The 18,420-nt window shown below is 67.2% G+C and carries 21 protein-coding genes; 8 read left to right on the top strand and 13 right to left on the bottom strand.

Annotated elements, in window-relative coordinates:
* Position 1: 1 nt before the first annotated feature.
* The 4 genes from ACYQR9_RS00765 to ACYQR9_RS00750 all read right to left on the bottom strand — a co-directional run bounded on the left by ACYQR9_RS00765 (position 2) and on the right by ACYQR9_RS00750 (position 6,439).
* Entirely contained in the window at positions 2-2,179 is a 2,178-nt protein-coding gene (locus tag ACYQR9_RS00765; protein WP_461228370.1) for a protein-disulfide reductase DsbD family protein, read from the bottom strand.
* Between the two features lie 142 nt (positions 2,180-2,321).
* Positions 2,322-3,596 carry an NAD(P)/FAD-dependent oxidoreductase gene (locus tag ACYQR9_RS00760; protein WP_461228369.1) on the bottom strand — a complete coding sequence of 425 codons (1,275 nt, stop codon included), beginning with the start codon at positions 3,594-3,596 and terminating at the stop codon, positions 2,322-2,324.
* 40 nt (positions 3,597-3,636) lie between these two features.
* Positions 3,637-5,478: an aminopeptidase P family protein gene (locus ACYQR9_RS00755; protein ID WP_461228368.1), complete on the bottom strand. Its 1,842-nt coding sequence runs from the start codon at positions 5,476-5,478 to the stop codon at positions 3,637-3,639.
* Positions 5,479-5,521: 43 nt separating this feature from the next.
* Positions 5,522-6,439 carry a 50S ribosomal protein L11 methyltransferase gene (locus ACYQR9_RS00750; protein WP_056434419.1) on the bottom strand — a complete coding sequence of 306 codons (918 nt, stop codon included), beginning with the start codon at positions 6,437-6,439 and terminating at the stop codon, positions 5,522-5,524.
* Between the two features lie 138 nt (positions 6,440-6,577).
* On the opposite strand from ACYQR9_RS00750, the gene ACYQR9_RS00745 reads away from it, so the two are divergent.
* The 4 genes from ACYQR9_RS00745 (at position 6,578) to ACYQR9_RS00730 (ending at position 9,262) form a co-directional block, all read left to right on the top strand.
* On the top strand, positions 6,578-6,766 hold the full coding sequence (locus ACYQR9_RS00745; protein ID WP_056434417.1) for a hypothetical protein: 189 nt from the start codon (positions 6,578-6,580) through the stop codon (positions 6,764-6,766).
* A 113-nt stretch (positions 6,767-6,879) separates the two neighbouring features.
* The gene (gene modB, locus ACYQR9_RS00740; protein WP_207412243.1) at positions 6,880-7,572 is read left to right on the top strand and encodes a molybdate ABC transporter permease subunit; all 693 of its coding nucleotides are present in this window, start codon (positions 6,880-6,882) and stop codon (positions 7,570-7,572) included.
* 8 nt (positions 7,573-7,580) lie between these two features.
* Positions 7,581-8,696 (top strand): molybdenum ABC transporter ATP-binding protein, encoded by a 1,116-nt coding sequence (modC, locus tag ACYQR9_RS00735; RefSeq protein ID WP_461228367.1) that lies wholly within the window; start codon positions 7,581-7,583, stop codon positions 8,694-8,696.
* Positions 8,697-8,854: 158 nt separating this feature from the next.
* Positions 8,855-9,262, top strand: a complete 408-nt coding sequence (locus tag ACYQR9_RS00730; protein ID WP_461228366.1) for a hypothetical protein — start codon at positions 8,855-8,857, stop codon at positions 9,260-9,262.
* A 317-nt stretch (positions 9,263-9,579) separates the two neighbouring features.
* Here the strand turns inward: ACYQR9_RS00730 and flaF are convergent, their stop codons facing one another.
* Complete coding sequence (gene flaF, locus ACYQR9_RS00725; protein ID WP_461222359.1) at positions 9,580-9,939, bottom strand: flagellar biosynthesis regulator FlaF; 360 nt, start codon at positions 9,937-9,939, stop codon at positions 9,580-9,582.
* 300 nt (positions 9,940-10,239) lie between these two features.
* Between flaF and ACYQR9_RS00720 the strand changes: the two genes are divergently transcribed.
* Complete coding sequence (locus ACYQR9_RS00720) at positions 10,240-10,494, top strand: hypothetical protein (RefSeq protein WP_207412247.1); 255 nt, start codon at positions 10,240-10,242, stop codon at positions 10,492-10,494.
* 13 nt (positions 10,495-10,507) lie between these two features.
* Here ACYQR9_RS00720 and ACYQR9_RS00715 read toward each other — a convergent pair whose 3' ends face one another.
* The 7 genes from ACYQR9_RS00715 to ACYQR9_RS00685 all read right to left on the bottom strand — a co-directional run bounded on the left by ACYQR9_RS00715 (position 10,508) and on the right by ACYQR9_RS00685 (position 14,689).
* The gene (locus ACYQR9_RS00715; protein ID WP_207412292.1) at positions 10,508-10,663 is read right to left on the bottom strand and encodes a hypothetical protein; all 156 of its coding nucleotides are present in this window, start codon (positions 10,661-10,663) and stop codon (positions 10,508-10,510) included.
* A gap of 190 nt (positions 10,664-10,853) precedes the next feature.
* Positions 10,854-11,117: a hypothetical protein gene (locus ACYQR9_RS00710; RefSeq protein WP_246747951.1), complete on the bottom strand. Its 264-nt coding sequence runs from the start codon at positions 11,115-11,117 to the stop codon at positions 10,854-10,856.
* Between the two features lie 171 nt (positions 11,118-11,288).
* A complete protein-coding gene (locus tag ACYQR9_RS00705; RefSeq protein ID WP_461228365.1) occupies positions 11,289-11,813 on the bottom strand; it encodes a metallophosphoesterase family protein in 525 nt (174 codons plus the stop codon).
* 13 nt (positions 11,814-11,826) lie between these two features.
* Positions 11,827-12,831 carry an energy transducer TonB family protein gene (locus tag ACYQR9_RS00700; RefSeq protein WP_461228364.1) on the bottom strand — a complete coding sequence of 335 codons (1,005 nt, stop codon included), beginning with the start codon at positions 12,829-12,831 and terminating at the stop codon, positions 11,827-11,829.
* 5 nt (positions 12,832-12,836) lie between these two features.
* On the bottom strand, positions 12,837-13,319 hold the full coding sequence (tolR, locus tag ACYQR9_RS00695) for a protein TolR (protein ID WP_056434403.1): 483 nt from the start codon (positions 13,317-13,319) through the stop codon (positions 12,837-12,839).
* Between the two features lie 111 nt (positions 13,320-13,430).
* Entirely contained in the window at positions 13,431-14,123 is a 693-nt protein-coding gene (locus ACYQR9_RS00690; protein WP_461228363.1) for a MotA/TolQ/ExbB proton channel family protein, read from the bottom strand.
* 89 nt (positions 14,124-14,212) lie between these two features.
* The gene (locus ACYQR9_RS00685; protein WP_461228362.1) at positions 14,213-14,689 is read right to left on the bottom strand and encodes a Tat pathway signal protein; all 477 of its coding nucleotides are present in this window, start codon (positions 14,687-14,689) and stop codon (positions 14,213-14,215) included.
* 614 nt (positions 14,690-15,303) lie between these two features.
* Here ACYQR9_RS00685 and ACYQR9_RS00680 point away from each other — a divergent pair.
* Positions 15,304-15,741 carry an Hsp20 family protein gene (locus ACYQR9_RS00680; RefSeq protein ID WP_207412252.1) on the top strand — a complete coding sequence of 146 codons (438 nt, stop codon included), beginning with the start codon at positions 15,304-15,306 and terminating at the stop codon, positions 15,739-15,741.
* A 78-nt stretch (positions 15,742-15,819) separates the two neighbouring features.
* Positions 15,820-16,104, top strand: coding sequence for a BQ00720 family protein (locus ACYQR9_RS00675; protein ID WP_056434395.1), 285 nt, complete (start codon positions 15,820-15,822; stop codon positions 16,102-16,104).
* A 15-nt stretch (positions 16,105-16,119) separates the two neighbouring features.
* Here the strand turns inward: ACYQR9_RS00675 and ACYQR9_RS00670 are convergent, their stop codons facing one another.
* Positions 16,120-16,899, bottom strand: coding sequence for an alpha/beta hydrolase (locus ACYQR9_RS00670; protein WP_461228361.1), 780 nt, complete (start codon positions 16,897-16,899; stop codon positions 16,120-16,122).
* Positions 16,900-17,076: 177 nt separating this feature from the next.
* Here ACYQR9_RS00670 and ACYQR9_RS00665 point away from each other — a divergent pair, with 177 nt between their 5' ends.
* On the top strand, positions 17,077-18,303 hold the full coding sequence (locus tag ACYQR9_RS00665) for a glycosyltransferase family 4 protein (RefSeq protein WP_461228360.1): 1,227 nt from the start codon (positions 17,077-17,079) through the stop codon (positions 18,301-18,303).
* Positions 18,304-18,420: the final 117 nt, after the last annotated feature.

The following is an 18,420-nucleotide window of genomic DNA, read 5'->3' as shown; positions in this document are numbered from 1 at the left end:
CTCACCTTTTCGTGGTTTCCAGGGCGGCGCGCTGGTTGGCGGTATTCTCAGGGATCTTGGAGAGTTCGTCGAGGACGATTCCCGATGTCAGAATCTGCGGCAGCACAATCGGCTCGCCCGTCCCGGTATAGAGCAGGTAGAGCGGCACGCCGCTGCGGCCATGCTTCTCCAAGAGGGCGGTGATCTCTGGGTTCTGGTTGGTCCAGTCGCCCTTGAGATAGGTCACGTCACGCGCCTTGAACGCGGCCTCGACGCTCTTCGTGCGGAGCGCCGTGCGTTCGTTGACCTGACAGGTGATGCACCAGGCCGCCGTCATGTTGACGAAGACCGGCTTGCCTTCCGCCACAAGAGCATCGAGGCGGGCCTGGGTGAACGGGGTGATGCCCTCGGCCGTCGCATTCCTCATATCCGTCGAGGCCCGATCCTGGTCGAGGCCGAAGATCAGCGCGAGCGTCGCCGCCAGGGCCGCGACGGAGGTGAAGCGGGCGAGCCCGGCGCCTATGCCACCCGCGTGGCGAGCCCGCTCCCAGGCCCAGGCAGCGAGGCCTACGAGAACGAGGCCGATCAGCGCGGCCAGAAGGCCGGCCGAACCGACCTGCTGGGACAGCACCCAGACGAGCCAGGCCACGGTGGCGTAGATCGGGAAGGCGAGCGCCCCTTTCAGCGTCTCCATCCAGGCGCCCGGACGTGGCAGGCGCCGTACAGCCGCCGGCCATGTGGTAAGGACGAGGAAGGGTAGCGCGAGGCCGAGGCCGAGGCTCGCGAACACCGCGAGGCTCACCGGCGGCGTCTGCGTCAAAGCGAATCCCACCGCAGAGCCCATGAAGGGGGCGGTGCAGGGGGTGGCCACCACCGTTGCCAGGATGCCGGTGAAGAACGAACCTTCGAGCCCCGCCCGCCGGGTCAGCCCATCGCCGAGCCCGGCGATTCCGCCGCCCAGATGGACCACACCGGAGAGGCTGAGGCCCATCGCGAAGAGCAGGTAGGCGAGGCCCGCCACCACGAGGGGTGATTGCAGCTGGAAGCCCCAGCCGATCCCGGCGCCCGCGCCCTTGAGGGCGATGAGCAGCCCCGCCAGGGAGAGAAAGGCGGCGAGGACGCCGGCGGTATAGGCGAGACCGTGCAGGCGCACGCGGGAGGCCGGCTCGCCCGAATGCTTGACGAGGCTCAGCACCTTGATCGACAGCACGGGAAAGACGCAGGGCATCAGGTTGAGGAGGAGCCCGCCGAGGAAGGCGAGGCCGGCCGCACTCCACAGGGTCAGGCTCTCCTCCGGCGACGCCTGTCGCGCCGTGGGCGCTGTCTCCCCCGGAATTGCCCCACTGGGAGACGCCGCCGGCGCGTCGCCGATGGCATAGGAGCGCTGGACCGTGCCATCGGCGGTTTGCTCGTCGAAGGTGAGGACGCCGGGAAGCTCCGCCGGGGCGGGCTCGCCGGGTGTCGCTCGCGCGAGACTGAGGCTGAACCCCTTGTCGTCGATAGTCAGGGTCTGGGGAGCGGCGTTCTCGATCGCCGTCTCGGAATAGGGGAAGAAGGCGGGGTCGCGGATCGCGTCGGGTTTCAGGTCGGGCGCGGCGGCGGTGAGAAGCAGCCTTTCGCCCTCGCTCGTCAGTTTCACCGGCCAGGGGGCCGGAATGGGGAGGGCCGCGCGGGCATCCTCGAACAGCAGGATGTTGGTGGCCGAACTGCCGGTGCTGGTTCCTGGAGCGGCCACCGGTACGCTCAGCTTGAGGTCGGCAGATCCCGGAATGCATTCGCGCTCGCAGACGAGGTAGGTGAGCTTGGCCGTCAGTGTCACGGCCTTGCCGGGCGGCAGCACCGCCGGCGGGGTCACCTCGGCCAGCAGCACCGTCTCACCCTCGAAACCGAAATTCACCAGGTGAGCCACCGGGATGCGGCTCGGCGTCGGCCACTGGATCGCGCCCGCCGTGAAGCCCTGCGGCAGCGACCAGGCGACTTCCGGCGAAAGACCGGAATCGCCCGGATTGCGCCAGTAGACGTGCCAGTGCGGGCGCATCACCATGCGGATGCCGATGGTGAAGGGCTCACCGGCCCGGATCGCCCCCGGCTCGGCCACGAGATTCGCCTTGACGAGGTCGGCCGGCGGCTTGAGCCCCTGCGCCGAGGCGCCCGTGGCACCGATCAGCGCGAGGAGCAGGAGGGCGAGGGGCCGGATCATCGAAACCTTGAGGCGGAGGGGGCACCGAACATGGCACTCTGACGCCTAGATATGGCCGTTTGGTGCCGGGGTAAAACCAGCGGCACGCGATTGCCCGCGACGGAATCGCCGCGTTGGAGTGCCTCACCTGGGTCGGCGATGTTTACAGGAAGCGTCGGGGGTCGAAGGGCGCGAGGGGGATTTCCGGTGTCGCGCCGCCGACGAGCTGGGCGACGAGGCGTCCGGTCCGCGCCGAACCGACGAGACCCACATGGCCATGCCCGAAGGCGTAGACGACATCCGTGGTCTTGCGCGCCATGCCGATACAGGGTCGGCCATCCGGCATGCTCGGGCGATGGCCGAGCCAGATTTTCAGGCGGTCGGCCGGTATCGGGTTCGGCAATTCGGGAAACATCGAGATCAGGTGGTCGCGCAGGATCTCCGCGCGCTTCCAGTTGGGGGGCGCCGTCAGCCCGGCGAACTCCACCTGACCGGCCGCGCGCAGGCCGCCATTCATGAAGTTCACGATCATCTTGGCATCCGATGCCATGACGGGCGTGCGCGGCCCCGCCTCGGCACCGGTCACCATGACGTGGTAGCCGCGCTCGCTCTCCAGGGGGAGCGTGTCGCCGAGGGAGGCGGCGAGAGGCTTCGACCGGGCGCCCGCCGCGACGACGGCGCGGTCGCAGGGTATCTCGCCCTTTTCCGTCGTGACGGCGGCGAGGCGCCCGCGTTCAAGCCGGAATCCCGTCGCGCGGGTGGCGATCCGGGTGGCGCCGCGCGCCTGTGCCAGATCGGACAGGGCGGCGACGTATCCGCCGGGATCGCGGCAATGGCCGGCCTCCTCGACCACGAGGCCGAACGTGTAGCGCCGATGCAAGCTCGGCTCCCTCTGTCGCAACTCATCGGCCGAGAGCTCGAGCCACGTGATGCCGACCCTGCGCCTGATCTCCCAGGACCGCGCCTCGCGCTCGAAGGCCGCCCGGTCGGGATAGACATGCAGCACGCCGCGCCGCTCGACGAGCTGCGGAACCCCCGCCTCCTCGGCGAGCGTCGCGTGGAGCTTGGGCGCATCGACGAGGAGTGTCCGCATGGCGCGTGCGGTCCGCTCGATCCGGGGCGTGGTGGAGGCGGCGAGCAGAAACCGCGTGAGCCAGGGCATCACCTTCGGCAGGTAGGCCCACCGGATCGAGAGTGGCCCGAGCGGATCGAGGAGGAAGGACGGCACCCGCTTCCACATGCCGGGCTCCGCCGGCGGGATGACCGAATGCGACGAGAGCCAGCCGGCATTGCCATAGCTCGACGCCTGCTCGCCGCCAGGCGAGCCGGGATCGACTACGGTGACCCGGTGGCCCGCCCGCAGGCATTCGATGGCGCTCACCATCCCGACCGCGCCGGAGCCGATGACGACCACGTGAAGACCCGTCTGGGCGGTCATCGGCTCTGTTCCCGCGTGGATATGTCGATGAGCCTCGTCATCAAGCGCGGCGCCCGCTCGCCTGCAAAGGCTGCGTTGCTGCCTCGAGCCACGCCCGCGTCTCGCCGTCGAGATCGGCGCTCAGGGCGTCCCGCACCCGCGCCTGATACGCATCGATCCAGGCGATCTCGGCCTCGTCCAGCAGCGAGAGATCGATGAGGCTGGCATCGTAAGGGGCGTGCGTCAGGGTCTCGAAGCCGAGCATCGGCCGGTCCCCGCCGGGGATCGCGCGCTCCTCCACGAGAACGAGGTTCTCGATGCGGATGCCGTAGGCGCCGGCCCGGTAATAACCCGGCTCGTTGGAAAGGATCATGCCGGGCGAGAGGGCGGTGGTGCCTGTCTTGGCGATGCGCTGCGGGCCTTCATGGACGGAGAGAAACGCACCGACGCCGTGGCCGGTGCCGTGATCGAAATCGAGCCCCGCCTCCCAGAGCGGAGCGCGGGCGAAGGAATCGATCTGCGCACCCGTGGTGCCCTTCGGGAACATTGCCCGCGCGATGGCGACATGGCCCTTGAGTACGCGCGTGAAGCGGTCGCGCATCTCGTCCGTTGGCGTTCCAATCGCGACTGTGCGGGTAATGTCGGTGGTCCCGTCCGCGTATTGCGCGCCCGAATCCACGAGGAACAGTTCGCCCTCGCCGACCGTACGGTCTGTGTCGCGGGTGACGCGGTAATGCACGATGGCGCCGTTGGGGCCGCTGCCCGAGATGGTCGGGAAGGAGATGTCCCGCAACAGGCCGGTCTCGCCACGAAAATCCTCCAGAGCCTCCACAGCGGCGACCTCGGTGAGGCGGCCGCCCGGCGCCTGCCGCGAGAGCCAGGCGAGAAAGCGGGTCACCGCGATCCCGTCGCGATGATGGGCCGCGCGCGATCCGGCGATCTCGCCCGCATTCTTCACCGCCTTCATCAGCGTGATCGGATCCGGGCCGGGATCGACCCGGCCCCCGGCCTGTTCCACCAGTGTCGCCAGCGCCGACGCGCCGGTGGCGGAATCGAGCCTGATCCTGGACCCTCCGGCAGCGAGAGCGGCGAAGGCGGCGTCGAAATCCGCCCGCCCGGCGATGTCCGCGGCGGACGAGAGCGCGTCCCGCAAGGCGGGATCGATGGCGGACGAGGTCAGGTAGAGGGCGGCGCGTCCCGTCCGGGGGACGACGGCATAGCCCAGCGCCAGGGGCGTATGCGCCACGTCGCCGCCGCGCAGGTTGAAGGCCCAGGCGAGATTGTGCGGATCGGAGATCACCAGGGCGTCGCAGCCGCCGCGTCCCAATGCCTCGCGGATGCGGCTCAGCTTGGCCTCGACGGATTCCCCGGCGAGTTCGAGGGGATGCGCCACCACCGCGCCTGCGGGAGAGGCCGGCCTGCCGGTCCACACCGCATCGACGAGGTTCTCAGGGACCGGCGTGATGCGGGCCCCAGCCTTGGTCGCCGCCTTCTCCAATTTGGCGACGCCCTCGGCGGTGTGAAGCCATGGATCGTAGCCGAGTACGGAACCCTGCCTCAGATGCCGGCCGATCCAGGCTTCGACACTGGTTTCGGCGAGCTGAACCGGGGTGAGGATCGTGGTGTCCACCTGGGCGGGGGCCTGCAGCGTGTAGCGCCCGTCCACCACCAGGGCCGCTTCGTCGGCAAGGATCACGGCAGTGCCGGCCGAGCCGGTGAAGCCCGTGAGCCAGGCGAGGCGTTCGGCATTCGCGGGCACGTATTCCGACTGATGCTCGTCGGCGCGGGGCACCACGAACCCGTCGATCCCCGCCCGCCGCATCGCCTCTCTCAGGGCGGCGATGCGCGTCGCGCCTTCTCGGTGGCTCGGATCGTCGAAGGTCTGGAAGCGGGCGCGGCTCATGGCACCGAGAGTTACGCGCCGCCGGACGAGGCGGCAACCGCCCTCAGAGCGGGCGCGGTGCCGCTCCGCCGCGCTTGAGCACGAGCGTCGCCCAGCCTTCGATCAGGCCATGCCGGGCGAGATGGAAGCCGCGATGGCGATAGGTCGAGAGAACGCCGGGGACGTCGCGCTCGATCAGTCCGGAAAGGATGAGCACGCCGTGATCCGCCACCGTCGCGGTGAGGGTCGGTGCGAGGCGCTTCAGGGGCCGGGCGAGGATGTTGGCGAAGACCACGTCGAAGCGCCGGCTCCGGTTCGCGCTCGCATGGCGCACGCCGGGTCCGACATAGAGCCGGACGAGGCCACCGAGTCCGTTCAAACGGGCATTGCCCTTGGCGGTGGAGACCGCCTCGGGGTCGAGGTCGCCGGCATGGACCGGCTGGTGCAGGGCCTTGGCCGCCGCGAAGGCGAGGATGCCGGTGCCCGTGCCCACATCGAGCACATGCGCCGGTCGGCCTTTCTTCATGACATCGACCAGGGCCTTGAGGCAGCCCAGCGTCGTGCCGTGATGCCCGGTGCCGAACGCGAGAGCCGCCTCGATCTCTATGGCGAGGTCGTTCGGACGTATCGTGTGGCGGTCATGCGAGCCATGGACGAGAAACCGCCCGGCGCGGACCGGATTCAGCCCCTCCAGGGAAGCTCGAACCCAATCCTGCTGGTCGATCGTCTCGAAGATGGCGGCGTCCGCCTGTTCGCCCACGAGGGGGCGAATCAGGTCGCGGACCATCTCCTCGTCCGGTGCATCGGCGAAATAGGCCTCCAGCCGCCAGGTCTTGCCATCCTCCGCCTCGAAAGCGGCGACGGCCGTCTCCGTCGGGTCGAACATCTCGCCCAGGATATCGGTCATGGCCCGCGCCGACCTCTCGTCGGTGAGGAGGCGCAGCACGTGGGTCGGACGGTTGGGGTGAAGGCCTTCGAGCATGAAAGGGGCTCTAGCATCCGTGAGGATTCCCCGCCACCGTCACGGAACCGTGCGCCGCGATCGGCGTTTTCCTGCGCTTCTCCTGTCGTCCCCGTGGCGTTCGAGGGTGCGGTGTTGAGTACGAACCAGAAGAAAAACATGACCCGGGCCCCCGTGGCCATCGTCGGCAAGAGGACCGCCAGGCGTCTCCGTCGCAACGGAACGTCGGGCCTCCTGGATTCCGAGCCGAATTTCGAGCCTGTCCCGGGCTCGATGCTGGTGCTTCTCAGCCGGCTGCATCGCGCCGAGCGTCAGGCAGCGAGTGAGGACGACGTCTCGAAGCCCTGATCCTAGACAGGATTCCATGCTATCGACGCCTCCGGCGGATGAGGGAGCGCGCGTCGTCATGATCCAGTGCAGAGGCACCCGGTCCCCCGAGAGCCAGCGCTGATCCGTCGCCGGTGATCGCTCTGACACCCGACGAATGGACAGCCATCGGCCTCAGCCTACGGGTCGCTGCCGTGGCCACGCTGGCGAGTTTGATCCCCGGTCTCTTCGTCGCCATGCTTCTGGCGCGTGGGCGTTTTCCCGGCCGCGCCCTGCTCGATGGCCTCGTCCACCTTCCCCTGATCCTGCCGCCTGTGGTGACGGGATATCTTTTGCTCCTGTCGTTCGGGCGGCGCGGCACCTTCGGTGCGGCGCTCGCCGAGGTCGGGATCGTGTTCTCGTTCCGCTGGACCGGAGCAGCCCTGGCCTGCGCGATCATGGGGTTCCCCCTCATGGTCCGGGCCATGCGCTTGTCCATCGAGGCGGTGGACCGACGCCTCGAACAGGCGGCCGCCACGCTCGGAGCACGGCCGAGCGCGGTTTTCCTCACCGTCACCCTTCCGCTGGCCATGCCGGGGATTCTCGCCGGGGCGGTGCTGGCTTTCGCCAAGGCGATGGGAGAGTTCGGTGCCACCATCACCTTCGTCTCGAACATCCCCGGCGAGACCCAGACACTGCCATCCGCGATCTACAGTCTGACACAGGTGCCGGGCGGGGAGGCGGGTGCTCTGCGCCTCACCCTGATCTCGGTGGCGCTGTCGATGACGGCTCTTCTCGTGTCCGAGCTGCTGGCCCGCCGCCTCGCCCGCCGCCTTGGAACCGGGTGAGGCCCCCTATGTCCGCGACGCTCGATATCGACGTCTCGCTGAACCGGGGCGCCTTCAGCCTCGAAGTCGCCTTTGCCGCCGGCCCTGGCCTGACCGCCCTGTTCGGTCGCTCGGGCTCGGGCAAAACCACGGTGATCGATCTTATCGCCGGCCTGGCGCGACCGGATCGGGGTCGCATCGCGGTAACCGGTGAGACGTTGCTCGACACGGAGCGCGGGATCGCCGTGCCGGTTCATCGCCGGCGTATCGGCGTGGTGTTCCAGCAGGCGCGACTGATGCCGCATCTCTCGGTACGCCGGAACCTCGGCTATGGCCGAGCCTTCGCCCGCAGCCGCAGCGACGGCATCGCCTTCGAGGGCGTCGTCGACCTGCTGGGGCTTGGCCATCTGCTCGAACGGCGACCGGCGGGTCTCTCGGGTGGTGAAGCGCAAAGAGTAGCGATCGGCCGGGCCCTGCTCAGCCGGCCCCGGCTCCTGCTCATGGACGAGCCCCTCGCTGCCCTCGATGAGGGCCGCAAGGCGGAGATCCTTCCCTATATCGAGCGCCTGCGCGACGAGGCCGGCTTGCCCATCGTCTATGTCAGCCACGCGGTCTCGGAGGTGGCGCGACTGGCGCGCACCGTCGTCGTGCTCGAAGCGGGTCGCGTCGCTGCCATTGGAGCGGCCGATACCGTCCTCCGGCAGGCCGATCTTCTCGCTACGCAGGAGGCCGAAGCCGGTGCGATCCTCGACATGATCGTGGAGGAGACGGATTCCGAGACCGGCCTGACCCGTCTGAGCGGACGCGTCGGTCGCCTGTGGGTTCCCCGCTTGCTACGAAGCATCGGCACAGCCGTCCGCATCCGCGTGCCGGCGCGGGACGTTCTCCTCGCGACGCAAGCCCCTGTCGGCTTGAGCGCGCGCAATATTCTGGAAGGGCACGTCGTTTCGATCCATGCCTTTGGGGAGGCGGCCGCCATGGTTCAGATCGATTGCCACGGCGTGCTGCTCGCCGCCCGCCTGACCCGCGCCTCGGTGCGCGATCTCGCCCTTGCGCCCGGCCGCGCCGTCTATGCCGTGGTGAAAAGCATCGCTTTCGATCCCCATGGGGTGGGGACGGCCGGGCCCGCGCCGGTGGAGATCTGATGGCGGGCTGGTAGGATCGTTAAAATTTCATGCTTTCTCTGAACGACTTCTTTACCGTTCTGGTGAACAGCCGTGAGTAACCGGACCATCTTAAGAAGCGATTCATCCTCGCCATCGTTTTTGGTTGCATGACACGACCACCTTCGAAAGGGCGTGCAATGACGATCCTGAGTATTTCTTCGGTGTCGACGGCTCCCGTCGCTCCAAATAATCCATCCGTGAATTCACCGACGCCGGTGCGCAAGGCTGCGCCCGTGACGCGCGTCGCCACGCCTCTGGACCCGCCTGTGAAGTTCGATGTTCGCCGGGACGAAACACCCGCCGCCGATGAACCGGCGTCCAAGTCGGATATTGGACTGCCCACCGCGGATGAGCGTCGGGTCACCGTGGATCAGGATACCAAGAGCATCGTGTATCAGGTGGTGGACCCCGATTCCGGCGACGTGGTCGTGCAACTGCCCGAGGCCACTCTCCTGAGAGCGCGCGCCTATGCGGAGGCGACGGCGAATCGGGCCACCGCCTTCCGGGCGACGGAAGACGAGCAGCCCGTGGATCGGACCGCCTGATCAGGGCCGACGCATCGCCCCATTCATCGATAGGAAACACGTAAGGCTGGAGCGAAGGCTCCGGTCTTTTGGTACTTGCGCAGCACGTCCAACTCAGGCTCGCTGAGCCTGCGAACGATCGAAGCCGATCTGCTGCGGCCGAGACGAACCCTGTCTCCCAAATGGATGCATTCGGGCGGTGTGTGCGTCACAAGGCGCGGCGGGCTCGCCGCTCGAGCCCGCACTTATCCGGGCTCCGCCGACCTCGTAGCGAGGTACGTTCCGCTGCGACGGCAGTGATGGGCGTTCACTTCGGGTCGTAAAGGCCCAGCCAGGTGTCAGGTCCGTAGGCCGGCCGCGATCTGGTGGTTGATGTTGATGAGTGCCGTCAGTTTTTCAGCCTTGGGTTCGATCATCGTGTCGATCATGCGCTTGAACACGAAGGTCGAGAGTTCGGCGATGCTCGTCTTGATCGAATCCGGCAACGGATTCTCCGGTTCGGTCGCGGAGCCAGCGATGATGGTCCAGACTTTCTGGTTGAAGTTCAAGGCGTCATTCAAAGCCGGGCGCTGATTGTCCCAATCGGCCTGAATTGCCTGGAGCCTACCTGCCGCCTTGATAAGGACAGCTGCCTCGGCGCCGCGAGGCGTCAACGCGGTCTGCGCGACCCGCGCATAGGCATTGGCTCCATAGGACATGATCGCTCCTTCTCCCGACGCGGCCATGCCGATTCGTGCCGCTCGAATCAGACCGTAGTCGAGGTAAGGTTAAAAGACGGTAAGGTGGCGGGATCGCCCCAATCATGCCGGGAAGCTGGGGGAGGACGGATCGATGGGGCCGCGACCCTGATCAATCCGGTGGGGGCGACCTATACCGATGGCGTGCATTGCAACACATAGTCACCGAGATCCGGCTTTTTGCAACGCATCCGTCAGGTTTTGCGAGCATCATGGAGACGGGCCGAGTCGGGCCCCCGATGGGTACGCCCCTTCACTGACATGATGAATTTTCTGCTCGGTACGCTCGCCGGAGGTCTCATCGCCGGTATCGTAACCATCGTCGCCGTGCGTCATCCGGAGGTACAGACCAAGCTCGGTCTTCATCCGGTCTCGTCGGCGCTTCTGCTCCCCGCTGCACCGCCGCGGATCGAGCCTCCCTGCAGTTTGGTACCGGCTCGTCCCCAGGGGGACCAGAGCGTCGGCAACGCGGACATGCTGTTCTCCAGGCGACGGTTCTGGTTCGTCGCCCCGTAGCCGCGGCGCTCGATCAGAGGCTGCTGAGCAGGAACATCACCATCGTCGTAGCGACCGTCGTCGAGAGGAAGCCGCACAAGGCTGCGGCGAAGGAGGGGCCGGTCGCGGCGGAATGTGTAGCCTGGGACGAAAGCAGGGAGAGATCGCTATGCTGGGCGGATGCGTTCATGGGTTTGGCCTCCCGACGGACAAGTCCCCCGTCGTTCCTTGATCTGTGATGTGAACGGAAAAGCGTGGGTGTGCGTGGCCGCACCGGGTCGGCACGTGCGGAAAATATCCGCATATGGGAAAGTGTTGTCAGATACTGATATTCGGTAGCGCGTGGTCGGAAAGAAGTATCGGCATCCCGGCCGCAGAGTTCAGTCGCAGCGATTGACAGATTTTGCTGCGCGCAAAGCCCGCGTTTCGCTGCGCAGGTCGATGGCGACGATGCCGGCACCGCAATCCTCGAACGCGTCCTTGGCCTCCTCGTAGCGATCGCCCACTTCATCGAGTGTTTCGCAGACCCGGTCGCGATTACCAAGCCGCGCTTCTTCACGGGCCTGATAGCGAAGGGCCGCGGCTTCCTGGACCTTCCGTTCACCCTGGAGGCATGACGGCGCCGCCAGGGTCGGAGTGATCATGCACAGCACGAAGCCAAATGCGGCGATGGGCGTTGCAGGAGCGAAGCGCATGGGGAAATCCAATTGTGCGTCTCGTTGAAGGCGGATGTCCGTCTTTCGAGTTCAGTGCCAGAGCAAGGTTAGCGCCAAAGACACGTCCCTATCGTCCAGTCTGCGTCACAAACGGCGAACTCACGGCGAAGGTTCCGCAGGTTTCCTGCGTCTGCGAGAAACCAGAATTTCGTCGAGTCGCACCGGGGCGCAGGCATGAACGTCGACCCCGACATCGTACTGGCGCGGGGCCGGCGCGAGCTTGCCGTGCGAATGGCCGTGTAGGTTGAGTGCGCCACGCCCGATGCCGTTCCAGGTTCGGAACGCATAATGGCAGAGCACGAGCCGGCGTCCGTCCACGTCGATCTCGGCATAATGGCCCACCGAGGCCCAGTCCTGCAGCACCAGCGTGCCCGGCCCGTCATTGTTGCCGATGATGAGGTGCTTCACGCCGTTGAGTAAGCCGACGATCTCGGCGATGCGCGTGTCGGAGGGGCCGAGCGCGACGTCGCCGAGATGCCAGACCGTGTCGTCGGGTGCGATCCTCTCGTTCCAGTTGGCGATCAACTCGGCATCATGGGTCGCGAGGTCCGGATAAGGGCGGCGGTCGATATTCAGCGCACGCCGGTCGCCGAAATGCGTATCGCTGGTGAACCAGACCGCCACCGCCCCTCCCGGCTCAGCCGCCTGGCCGGAAGCGCATGGGGACGGTGACGGCGAGGCTGCTCACGGTGACGCCAGGAGGAGCCGCCGGCAGCGATCCGCGCACGGCGGCAAGCGCCGCCCCGTCGATGACGCTGATGCCGCTGCTGCTAGCCAGCCCGGCACTGAGCACCTGACCCGACCGCGAGACGGTGAAGCGCACCACGGCGGTACCGCCCGCCGTCCCCGCCGCCGCGTTACGGTTCATGCGCCCATTGATGGCCGAGGCGAGGGCTCCCTGCCATTGACGCAGGGCGCTGGGATCGTTGCCGGAGGCGGATGAGCCCGTGCTCGCCTGCCTCGCGGACGAGGCCGAGCTGCTCGGACCTCCCTCCTGAGCGGCGCGTCGGCTGGTCTCCCGCGCGGTCCTGAGCTTGGCCTCCTTGGCCGCCTTCAGTTTCGCCTCGCGAATGGCTTCGCGCTTGGCCTCCAGTTCCTCCCGACGCTTCGCCTCGATCTTGGGATCGGGCTTCGGCTTCGGTTTGACGATCTCGACTGGCTTGGGCGGCTTCACAGGCTCGGGCGGCTTGGCCACGACGGGCGGCGGGGGAGCGAGGGGCTCGGCCACCTCGGCGGTGGAGGTGACCACCTGCTCCTCCGGCGGCACCTCCGTGATCGTGTCGGGCGTGACGATGGGCTGAGTCTCTTCGGGTGGGACTTCCGCAGTCTCGGGCGGCGTCACCTCCGCCATCTCCGGCGGCTGCACCTCTTCGAGGACTTCCGGCGTCTCGACGGGGGATTCTTCCGCCGGGGGAGGCACCGCCTCCGTCATGGCGGGGGCGGACGGGGCTTCGGCTTCGGTCGATTGCGGCGCCAGATCGATGGTGATCGTGTTCTCGCCGGGGGGCGCCTTGGGCGGCTGGCCGAACAGCATCATGCCCGCCAGAACCGTCAGGTGCAGGACGAAGGCCACGAGGAAGGCCGCAGCGAGGCCCGTGGGACCTCGCTGTCCGGGCTCACGTGTCGAGACGAGGGCGTTCATCGGGTCTACCGCGTCGCTCCGCTCGCCGCAGGGGCCGCCGGAAGCGCTCCGCCCGGGGATTGCGCGATGAGGGACACCTTGGTGAAGCCAGCCTGGCCGACGAGGCCCATCACTTCCATGATCTTGCCGTAGGGCACGTCCTTGTCGCCGCGTACCAGCATGACCTGGGACGGGTCTTCCGCCGCCAGCGCCTTCAGGCGCGGCATGATCGTCTCCGCTGTCAGCTCGTCCTTGGCCAGGAACGGCTTGCCTTCCTTGTCGATGGAAATCTCCAGGGGCTTCTTCGCCTGTGCGACCTTGGCGGCGGTGGTCTTGGGCAATTGCACCGGCACGCCCGTCGTCATCAGCGGTGCCGCCACCATGAAGATGATCAGCAGAACCAGCATCACGTCCACCATCGGGGTGACGTTGATCTCAGACATCGGCGCGGAATCGAGGTCATCCTCGTCATCGCCGCCGCCGCTGGCGCGGACCGAACCCATACCCATCGTTTAGCCCTCCGGGGCTTCGGCGGCCGGCTCGACGGCCCGCCGCATGTCGTCATCGTGCCGTCGCGTCCGCGCCGACCATGGAATGTTCGTTGCTCGGGAGTCGCCGCGCTACTCGGCGGCCGCGGCGTGCGGCACGCTCTTGCGGTCCCGCGCGAGGCGGTTGCCGAGGGTACCGATGCTGGCGACGAAGGCGGATTGCACCCGGCCGAGATCGTTCGTGAGCTTGTTGTAGGCCATCACCGCCGGGATCGCGACGATGAGGCCGATCGCCGTGGCGAAGAGGGCCTCGGCGATGCCGGGGGCCACCACGGCGAGCGAGGTGTCCTGGCTCTGGGCGATGGACGAGAACGAGTTCATGATGCCCCAGACCGTGCCGAAGAGACCGATGAAGGGGGCGGTGGAACCGGAGGTCGCCAGGAGCGGCAGGCCCGTCTGAAGGCGTTTGATCCGCAGCGTCAGGGCGGCCCGCATGGCGCGCTCGATGCGTTCGCGCCGCTCGGCGCGGGTCTCGGTGGCGTCCTGGTCGCGCCAGGCTTCGAGCCCGGCCTGCACGATACCGGCATCGATACCCGATCCCGTCGTTTCGAGGGAGCCGCCCGAGCGCACCAGCGTGTCGAAGGCCTTGGCCTGACGCTTGGCGGCGGCGAAACGCACCAGCTTCTCGAACACCACCGTCCAACAGGCGATCGAGGCGATCACCAGTAGAATCATGACGCTTTTGACGATCGGGTCTGCCTGAAGGAACAGGCCGATGAAGGAAAAGTCGTGGGCGACAGCGGCCGGCGCGGAAGTCGGATCCATGGCGGGCTCCTCGGGGTTCGTTGGGTGGTGGCGATCGCCGAGGGGCGACCGGATCGGCAATCAGAAGGTCGGCGTGTCAGCCCGTGGGGTCAGCGCGTGAAGCTCGCGCTCGTCTTGCTCTCGGTCTCGATCCGGTCGAGGCATGTCTCGCGGCTGGCCTCGCCGCCTTCGCAGGCGAGCACGTCGTTCAGGAGGACGCGGCCGATCTTCGGGCAGGAAAGGGCCGGGAAATCGAACAGCCGCACCATGGTCTTTCGGTCTTGGATGGGGCCGAGTTCGACGGCGAGGCGCTTCTGCGCGACGCCTTCCGTATCGAACGCGAAGAGGTCGAGCTTGAGGGATTTCAGCGCGGGGCCGCGGCTGTTGTCCACGAGGAGATAGGTGCGGCACGCCTCGCCCGCCGGCTCGAGACGGTTGAGTTCGAGCTTCAGAGGGCTGGGTTTCGCATCCTGGGCGACGGCGGGCGCGCCCCATCCCACCGAAAGGGCAGCGGCGACCAGTGCGGCGCCAATGGCACGGCCGGCCGGGACGGATGGGAATTCGGTCACGCAGTGCGCCTCGTTCATAACGGTCCGATTCTCCTCGGTTACGGCAGTCCCAAGTCGCATGCCCAAGTTGCCTGCCCAGGTCGCCTGCGTCGATGCGCCTTCGCGAACGGCAATCGCAGAGACCCCCAGGGGGATCGTCTTCGGCGGTTCCTCTGGCATTGAAGGCGACGCTCGCGGTGCGGTGCCGCTCCAACCTGACGCATGACGCCCGGCGCTCGCACCGCCGCATCGTTCGACGTGGCGCGGAGTATCCGAGTTGTCCCTGTAAGATCAAGCTTTGCGCTGAAAATCAGAGCAGTTCCAAACTGTTACTGCGACGCTCGGCGCAGCGAAGGGATTGCCTAATGCTCCCATGTCCATTGCTTGATCATCCCAGGTTTCCCTTTTTGGCGACATCCACAGCCTCTTCCTGTCCGCTCCGCTGATCTTCGGGCTCGACATTTCCGTGCGGTCAGGGAGGCGAGTCGACGCGAGGACCGGTCTGAGAGCGGTGCCCTTGATGCCGCTTTTCCACATCTCCATATCGCGGTGACCGGCAGACGACCGCCGGGAGGAGTGCTGCTTCAGGCGGGCTCCGACAGATCGAAGTGCCTCATCTATCGACCCCGGGGCTTCGCCAAGGACTAGATCACGTGACCACACGGCCTTCACCGTTCGGACATCCGTTTCTTCTCGGCTTCGACGAAATCGAACAGGCCCTCGACCGCGTGTCGAAGGCGGCCAATGACGGGTATCCGCCCTACAATATCGAGCGGGTGGCCCGTTCCGACGATCAACCGGAGCGGCTGCGGATCACTCTCGCGGTGGCCGGGTTCACCCGGGACCAGCTCGACGTGATGCTGGAGGAGAACCAACTCGTGGTGCGAGGGCGGCAAGTCGACGACAAGGCGCGGCAATTCCTGCACCGAGGCATCGCCGCGCGTCAGTTCCAGCGTGCGTTTCTTCTCGCCGACGGCATGGAGGTGATGGGCGCGGACCTTTCGAACGGGCTCCTGTCCATCGATCTGACCCGCCCCGAGCCGGAGCGGATTGTCCGCAAGATCACCATCGCGTCGCGCGACGAGGTCTAAGGGCACACTGAGTTTTCACCCGGATACGGGCCGAACGCGGCGCCGATCCTATACGCTCTGCCTCGAAAGGAGGGCATCATGACCGATTTCAATGCGAACCCGATCACCCAGGCCGATCTCGACCCGGCCGAATTCAACGCTGCCGATCTCGCCGCCCTCGGCGAAGGCCACATTGCCTATGTGCGCCCGATCCGTTCCGATGAGGTGAAGCGGCTGTTCCCGCAGGCTCCCGAACTGTCGCCAGGCCTCGACCTGTTCGCCCTGCTCTCGGCCAGCGGGGCTCCGATCCTCCTCGCCGATTCGCGGGATGCGATCGTCGCCAACGCCATGGCCAACGACCTTTTCGCCGTCAGCCTCCACTGAGGCGCAAGGGGGCGCTCAGGCGATCTCGGCCACCGCTGCCGTCAGCCGGGCTAGATCCTGCGGACGAGACAGCCGGTGGTCACCATCGGCTATGAGGGTGAGGACTGTGTCGGCGGCCGGCAGCCGGCCCACCGTCGCGATCGCGTGTTCGTAAGGCACATCCTGGTCCTTCATGCCCTGCAGGATGTGGATGGGGCAGCCCGGATCGATCGGCGCATCGAGCAGCAGGTGCCGGCGTCCGTCCTCGATCAGCGACATGGTAGTGGGGACAGGGTCGGGCCCGTATTCCGTCGCCCGCCACCAGACGCCGTCCCGTTCCATCGTCGCCCGGATCTCCGGCGGGAAACGCTCCCACATCAGCGTCTCGGTGAAATCGACGGCCGGTGCGATCAACACCATTCCGGCCGGTGCGGCGTCGCCGCGCAAGGCTCGGGCTCGCGCGACCAGACAGGCGATCCAGCCCCCCATCGACGAACCGATGAGGATCGGTGGCCTCGTCACGGTCGCGTCCAGCACCGCCATGGCGTCTTCCAGCCATGTGGAGATGGTTGAGGCAGCGAACTCGCCTTCCGATTCTCCATGTCCGGTATAGTCGAACCGGATGAGGGCACGGCCCTGGTCCCGCGCCCAAGCGTCGAGGACTGTCGCCTTGGTCGCCCCCATGTCAGATCGGAATCCCCCGAGCCAGACGAGCGGAGGCCCGTCCCCCTCGCGGATCCGTATCGCGATGCGGCGCGCGGCGTCTCCCTCTCCAACCGAGATGAAGATCGGGTTCTGGCGGGTCGCGAAATCCATGCTTCATCCGTAATCCGAAGAAAACGAGAATTGAATGCCTCGGAGTCGCTTTTCGTTTACCGAGACGTAAAGCGTGCCCCCGATGCTGGAGACCATGATCGAGACACGAGACGAATACCGGGCCTGCGCCGAAAACCAATGTCCGTCGTGTCTCCGGTTCCGAAAAGGATCACCGGAGTGAACGGCGGCGAGCGGTCGGGCGCAGGCTTTCCCGGTGATATCCAGCCTCTGGCGGGCGCAACGATCCTGCAGATCATTCCCGCCCTCGATGCCGGCGGCGCGGAGCGCACGACGGTGGATGTAGCAGCGGCATTGGCCGCCGTCGGGGCCCGTGCCCTGGTGGCGACGGAAGGCGGGCGGCTCGTGGGCGAGATGCAGGCCAAGGGCGGAACCTGGCTCCCCTTTCCGGCTGCCTCCAAGAATCCCCTCGCCATGGCCGTGAATATCGGCCGCCTCGCCAGCCTGTGCCGGCGCGAGGGAGTTCAGATCGTCCATGCCCGCTCACGTGCCCCCGCCTGGGTGGCACTCGGCGCGGTACGGCGGCTGAAGATCCCCTACGTGACCACCTATCACGGCAGTTATTCGGGCCGGACCGGGGTGAAGGTGCTCTACAATTCGGTCATGGCGCGGGGCGACGTGGTCATCGCCAATTCCCACTACACCGCCGATCTCATCCGGTTGCTTCATCCCGAGCAGGCCGGTGACCGCGTGCGTGTCGTCCATCGCGGTACCGACCTCGCCCAGTTCTCGCCCGGCGCTGTGGCACCGGCGCGCGTCGAGACCCTGCGCCGATCCTGGGGGGTCGCCCCGCACCAGCGCGTTGTTCTTCTCGCCGCCCGGCTGACGGCCTGGAAGGGCCAGCGCGTACTGATCGAAGCGGCGGCCGTCCTGCGGGACCGGGGTGTCGCCGATGTCGCCTTCATCCTGGCCGGAGACCCGCAGGGTCGCTCTGCCTACGAACGTGAGCTCGATGCGCTGATCGAGGCCCGCGGACTCCGCGATATCGTGCTGCGGGTCGGTCATTGCACCGACATGCCGGCCGCCTTCCGGGCGGCCTCGGTGGTGGCCGTCCCCTCCGTGGAGCCCGAGGCATTCGGGCGTTCGGCCGTGGAGGCCCAGGCTCTCGGAACTCCAGTGGTGGTCTCGGACCTCGGCGCGGTGCCCGAAACGGTGCTTGCCCCGCCGGAAGTGCCCGCCGCGCAGCGCACCGGCTGGCGCGTGCCTCCAGGCGACGCACCGGCCCTGGCAGAGGCCTTGCTCGAGGCGCTGAATCTCGGGGCTAGTGCGCGGGACGCCATGACCCGCCGGGGACGTGCGCATGTGGAAGCGCATTTCTCCCTCGACGGCATGGTGGGCGCCACTTTGGACATCTATGCGGAGCTCCTTGCGGGCCGCGCGCGATGATGCCGTATCGACGGGTTCGTGAACCAAAGCGGTTCGAGCCTGTTGACACGGGACGCAGTTCGGACATGGTGTCCGCAACCGGATTGCCGGAGCGATTGGTGGCCAGGTCTAGCCCTC

It is taken from the genome of Methylobacterium sp. CM6241 (assembly GCF_054817845.1).
This window is presented reverse-complemented; position numbering and strand designations above follow the sequence as displayed.

Coding starts and splice junctions, on each gene's coding strand:
- ACYQR9_RS00675 (WP_056434395.1), top strand. CDS start 15,820: ATGACCGATTTCAATGCGAACCCGATCACCCAGGCCGATCTCGACCCG.
- ACYQR9_RS00745 (WP_056434417.1), top strand. CDS start 6,578: ATGACCCGGGCCCCCGTGGCCATCGTCGGCAAGAGGACCGCCAGGCGT.
- ACYQR9_RS00710 (WP_246747951.1), bottom strand. CDS start 11,117: ATGATCACTCCGACCCTGGCGGCGCCGTCATGCCTCCAGGGTGAACGG.
- flaF (WP_461222359.1), bottom strand. CDS start 9,939: ATGTCCTATGGAGCCAATGCCTATGCGCGGGTCGCGCAGACCGCGTTG.
- ACYQR9_RS00700 (WP_461228364.1), bottom strand. CDS start 12,831: ATGAACGCCCTCGTCTCGACACGTGAGCCCGGACAGCGAGGTCCCACG.
- tolR (WP_056434403.1), bottom strand. CDS start 13,319: ATGGGTATGGGTTCGGTCCGCGCCAGCGGCGGCGGCGATGACGAGGAT.
- ACYQR9_RS00720 (WP_207412247.1), top strand. CDS start 10,240: ATGATGAATTTTCTGCTCGGTACGCTCGCCGGAGGTCTCATCGCCGGT.
- ACYQR9_RS00685 (WP_461228362.1), bottom strand. CDS start 14,689: ATGAACGAGGCGCACTGCGTGACCGAATTCCCATCCGTCCCGGCCGGC.
- ACYQR9_RS00730 (WP_461228366.1), top strand. CDS start 8,855: ATGACGATCCTGAGTATTTCTTCGGTGTCGACGGCTCCCGTCGCTCCA.
- ACYQR9_RS00670 (WP_461228361.1), bottom strand. CDS start 16,899: ATGGATTTCGCGACCCGCCAGAACCCGATCTTCATCTCGGTTGGAGAG.
- ACYQR9_RS00765 (WP_461228370.1), bottom strand. CDS start 2,179: ATGATCCGGCCCCTCGCCCTCCTGCTCCTCGCGCTGATCGGTGCCACG.
- modC (WP_461228367.1), top strand. CDS start 7,581: ATGTCCGCGACGCTCGATATCGACGTCTCGCTGAACCGGGGCGCCTTC.
- ACYQR9_RS00690 (WP_461228363.1), bottom strand. CDS start 14,123: ATGGATCCGACTTCCGCGCCGGCCGCTGTCGCCCACGACTTTTCCTTC.
- ACYQR9_RS00760 (WP_461228369.1), bottom strand. CDS start 3,596: ATGACCGCCCAGACGGGTCTTCACGTGGTCGTCATCGGCTCCGGCGCG.
- ACYQR9_RS00755 (WP_461228368.1), bottom strand. CDS start 5,478: ATGAGCCGCGCCCGCTTCCAGACCTTCGACGATCCGAGCCACCGAGAA.
- ACYQR9_RS00715 (WP_207412292.1), bottom strand. CDS start 10,663: ATGAACGCATCCGCCCAGCATAGCGATCTCTCCCTGCTTTCGTCCCAG.
- ACYQR9_RS00750 (WP_056434419.1), bottom strand. CDS start 6,439: ATGCTCGAAGGCCTTCACCCCAACCGTCCGACCCACGTGCTGCGCCTC.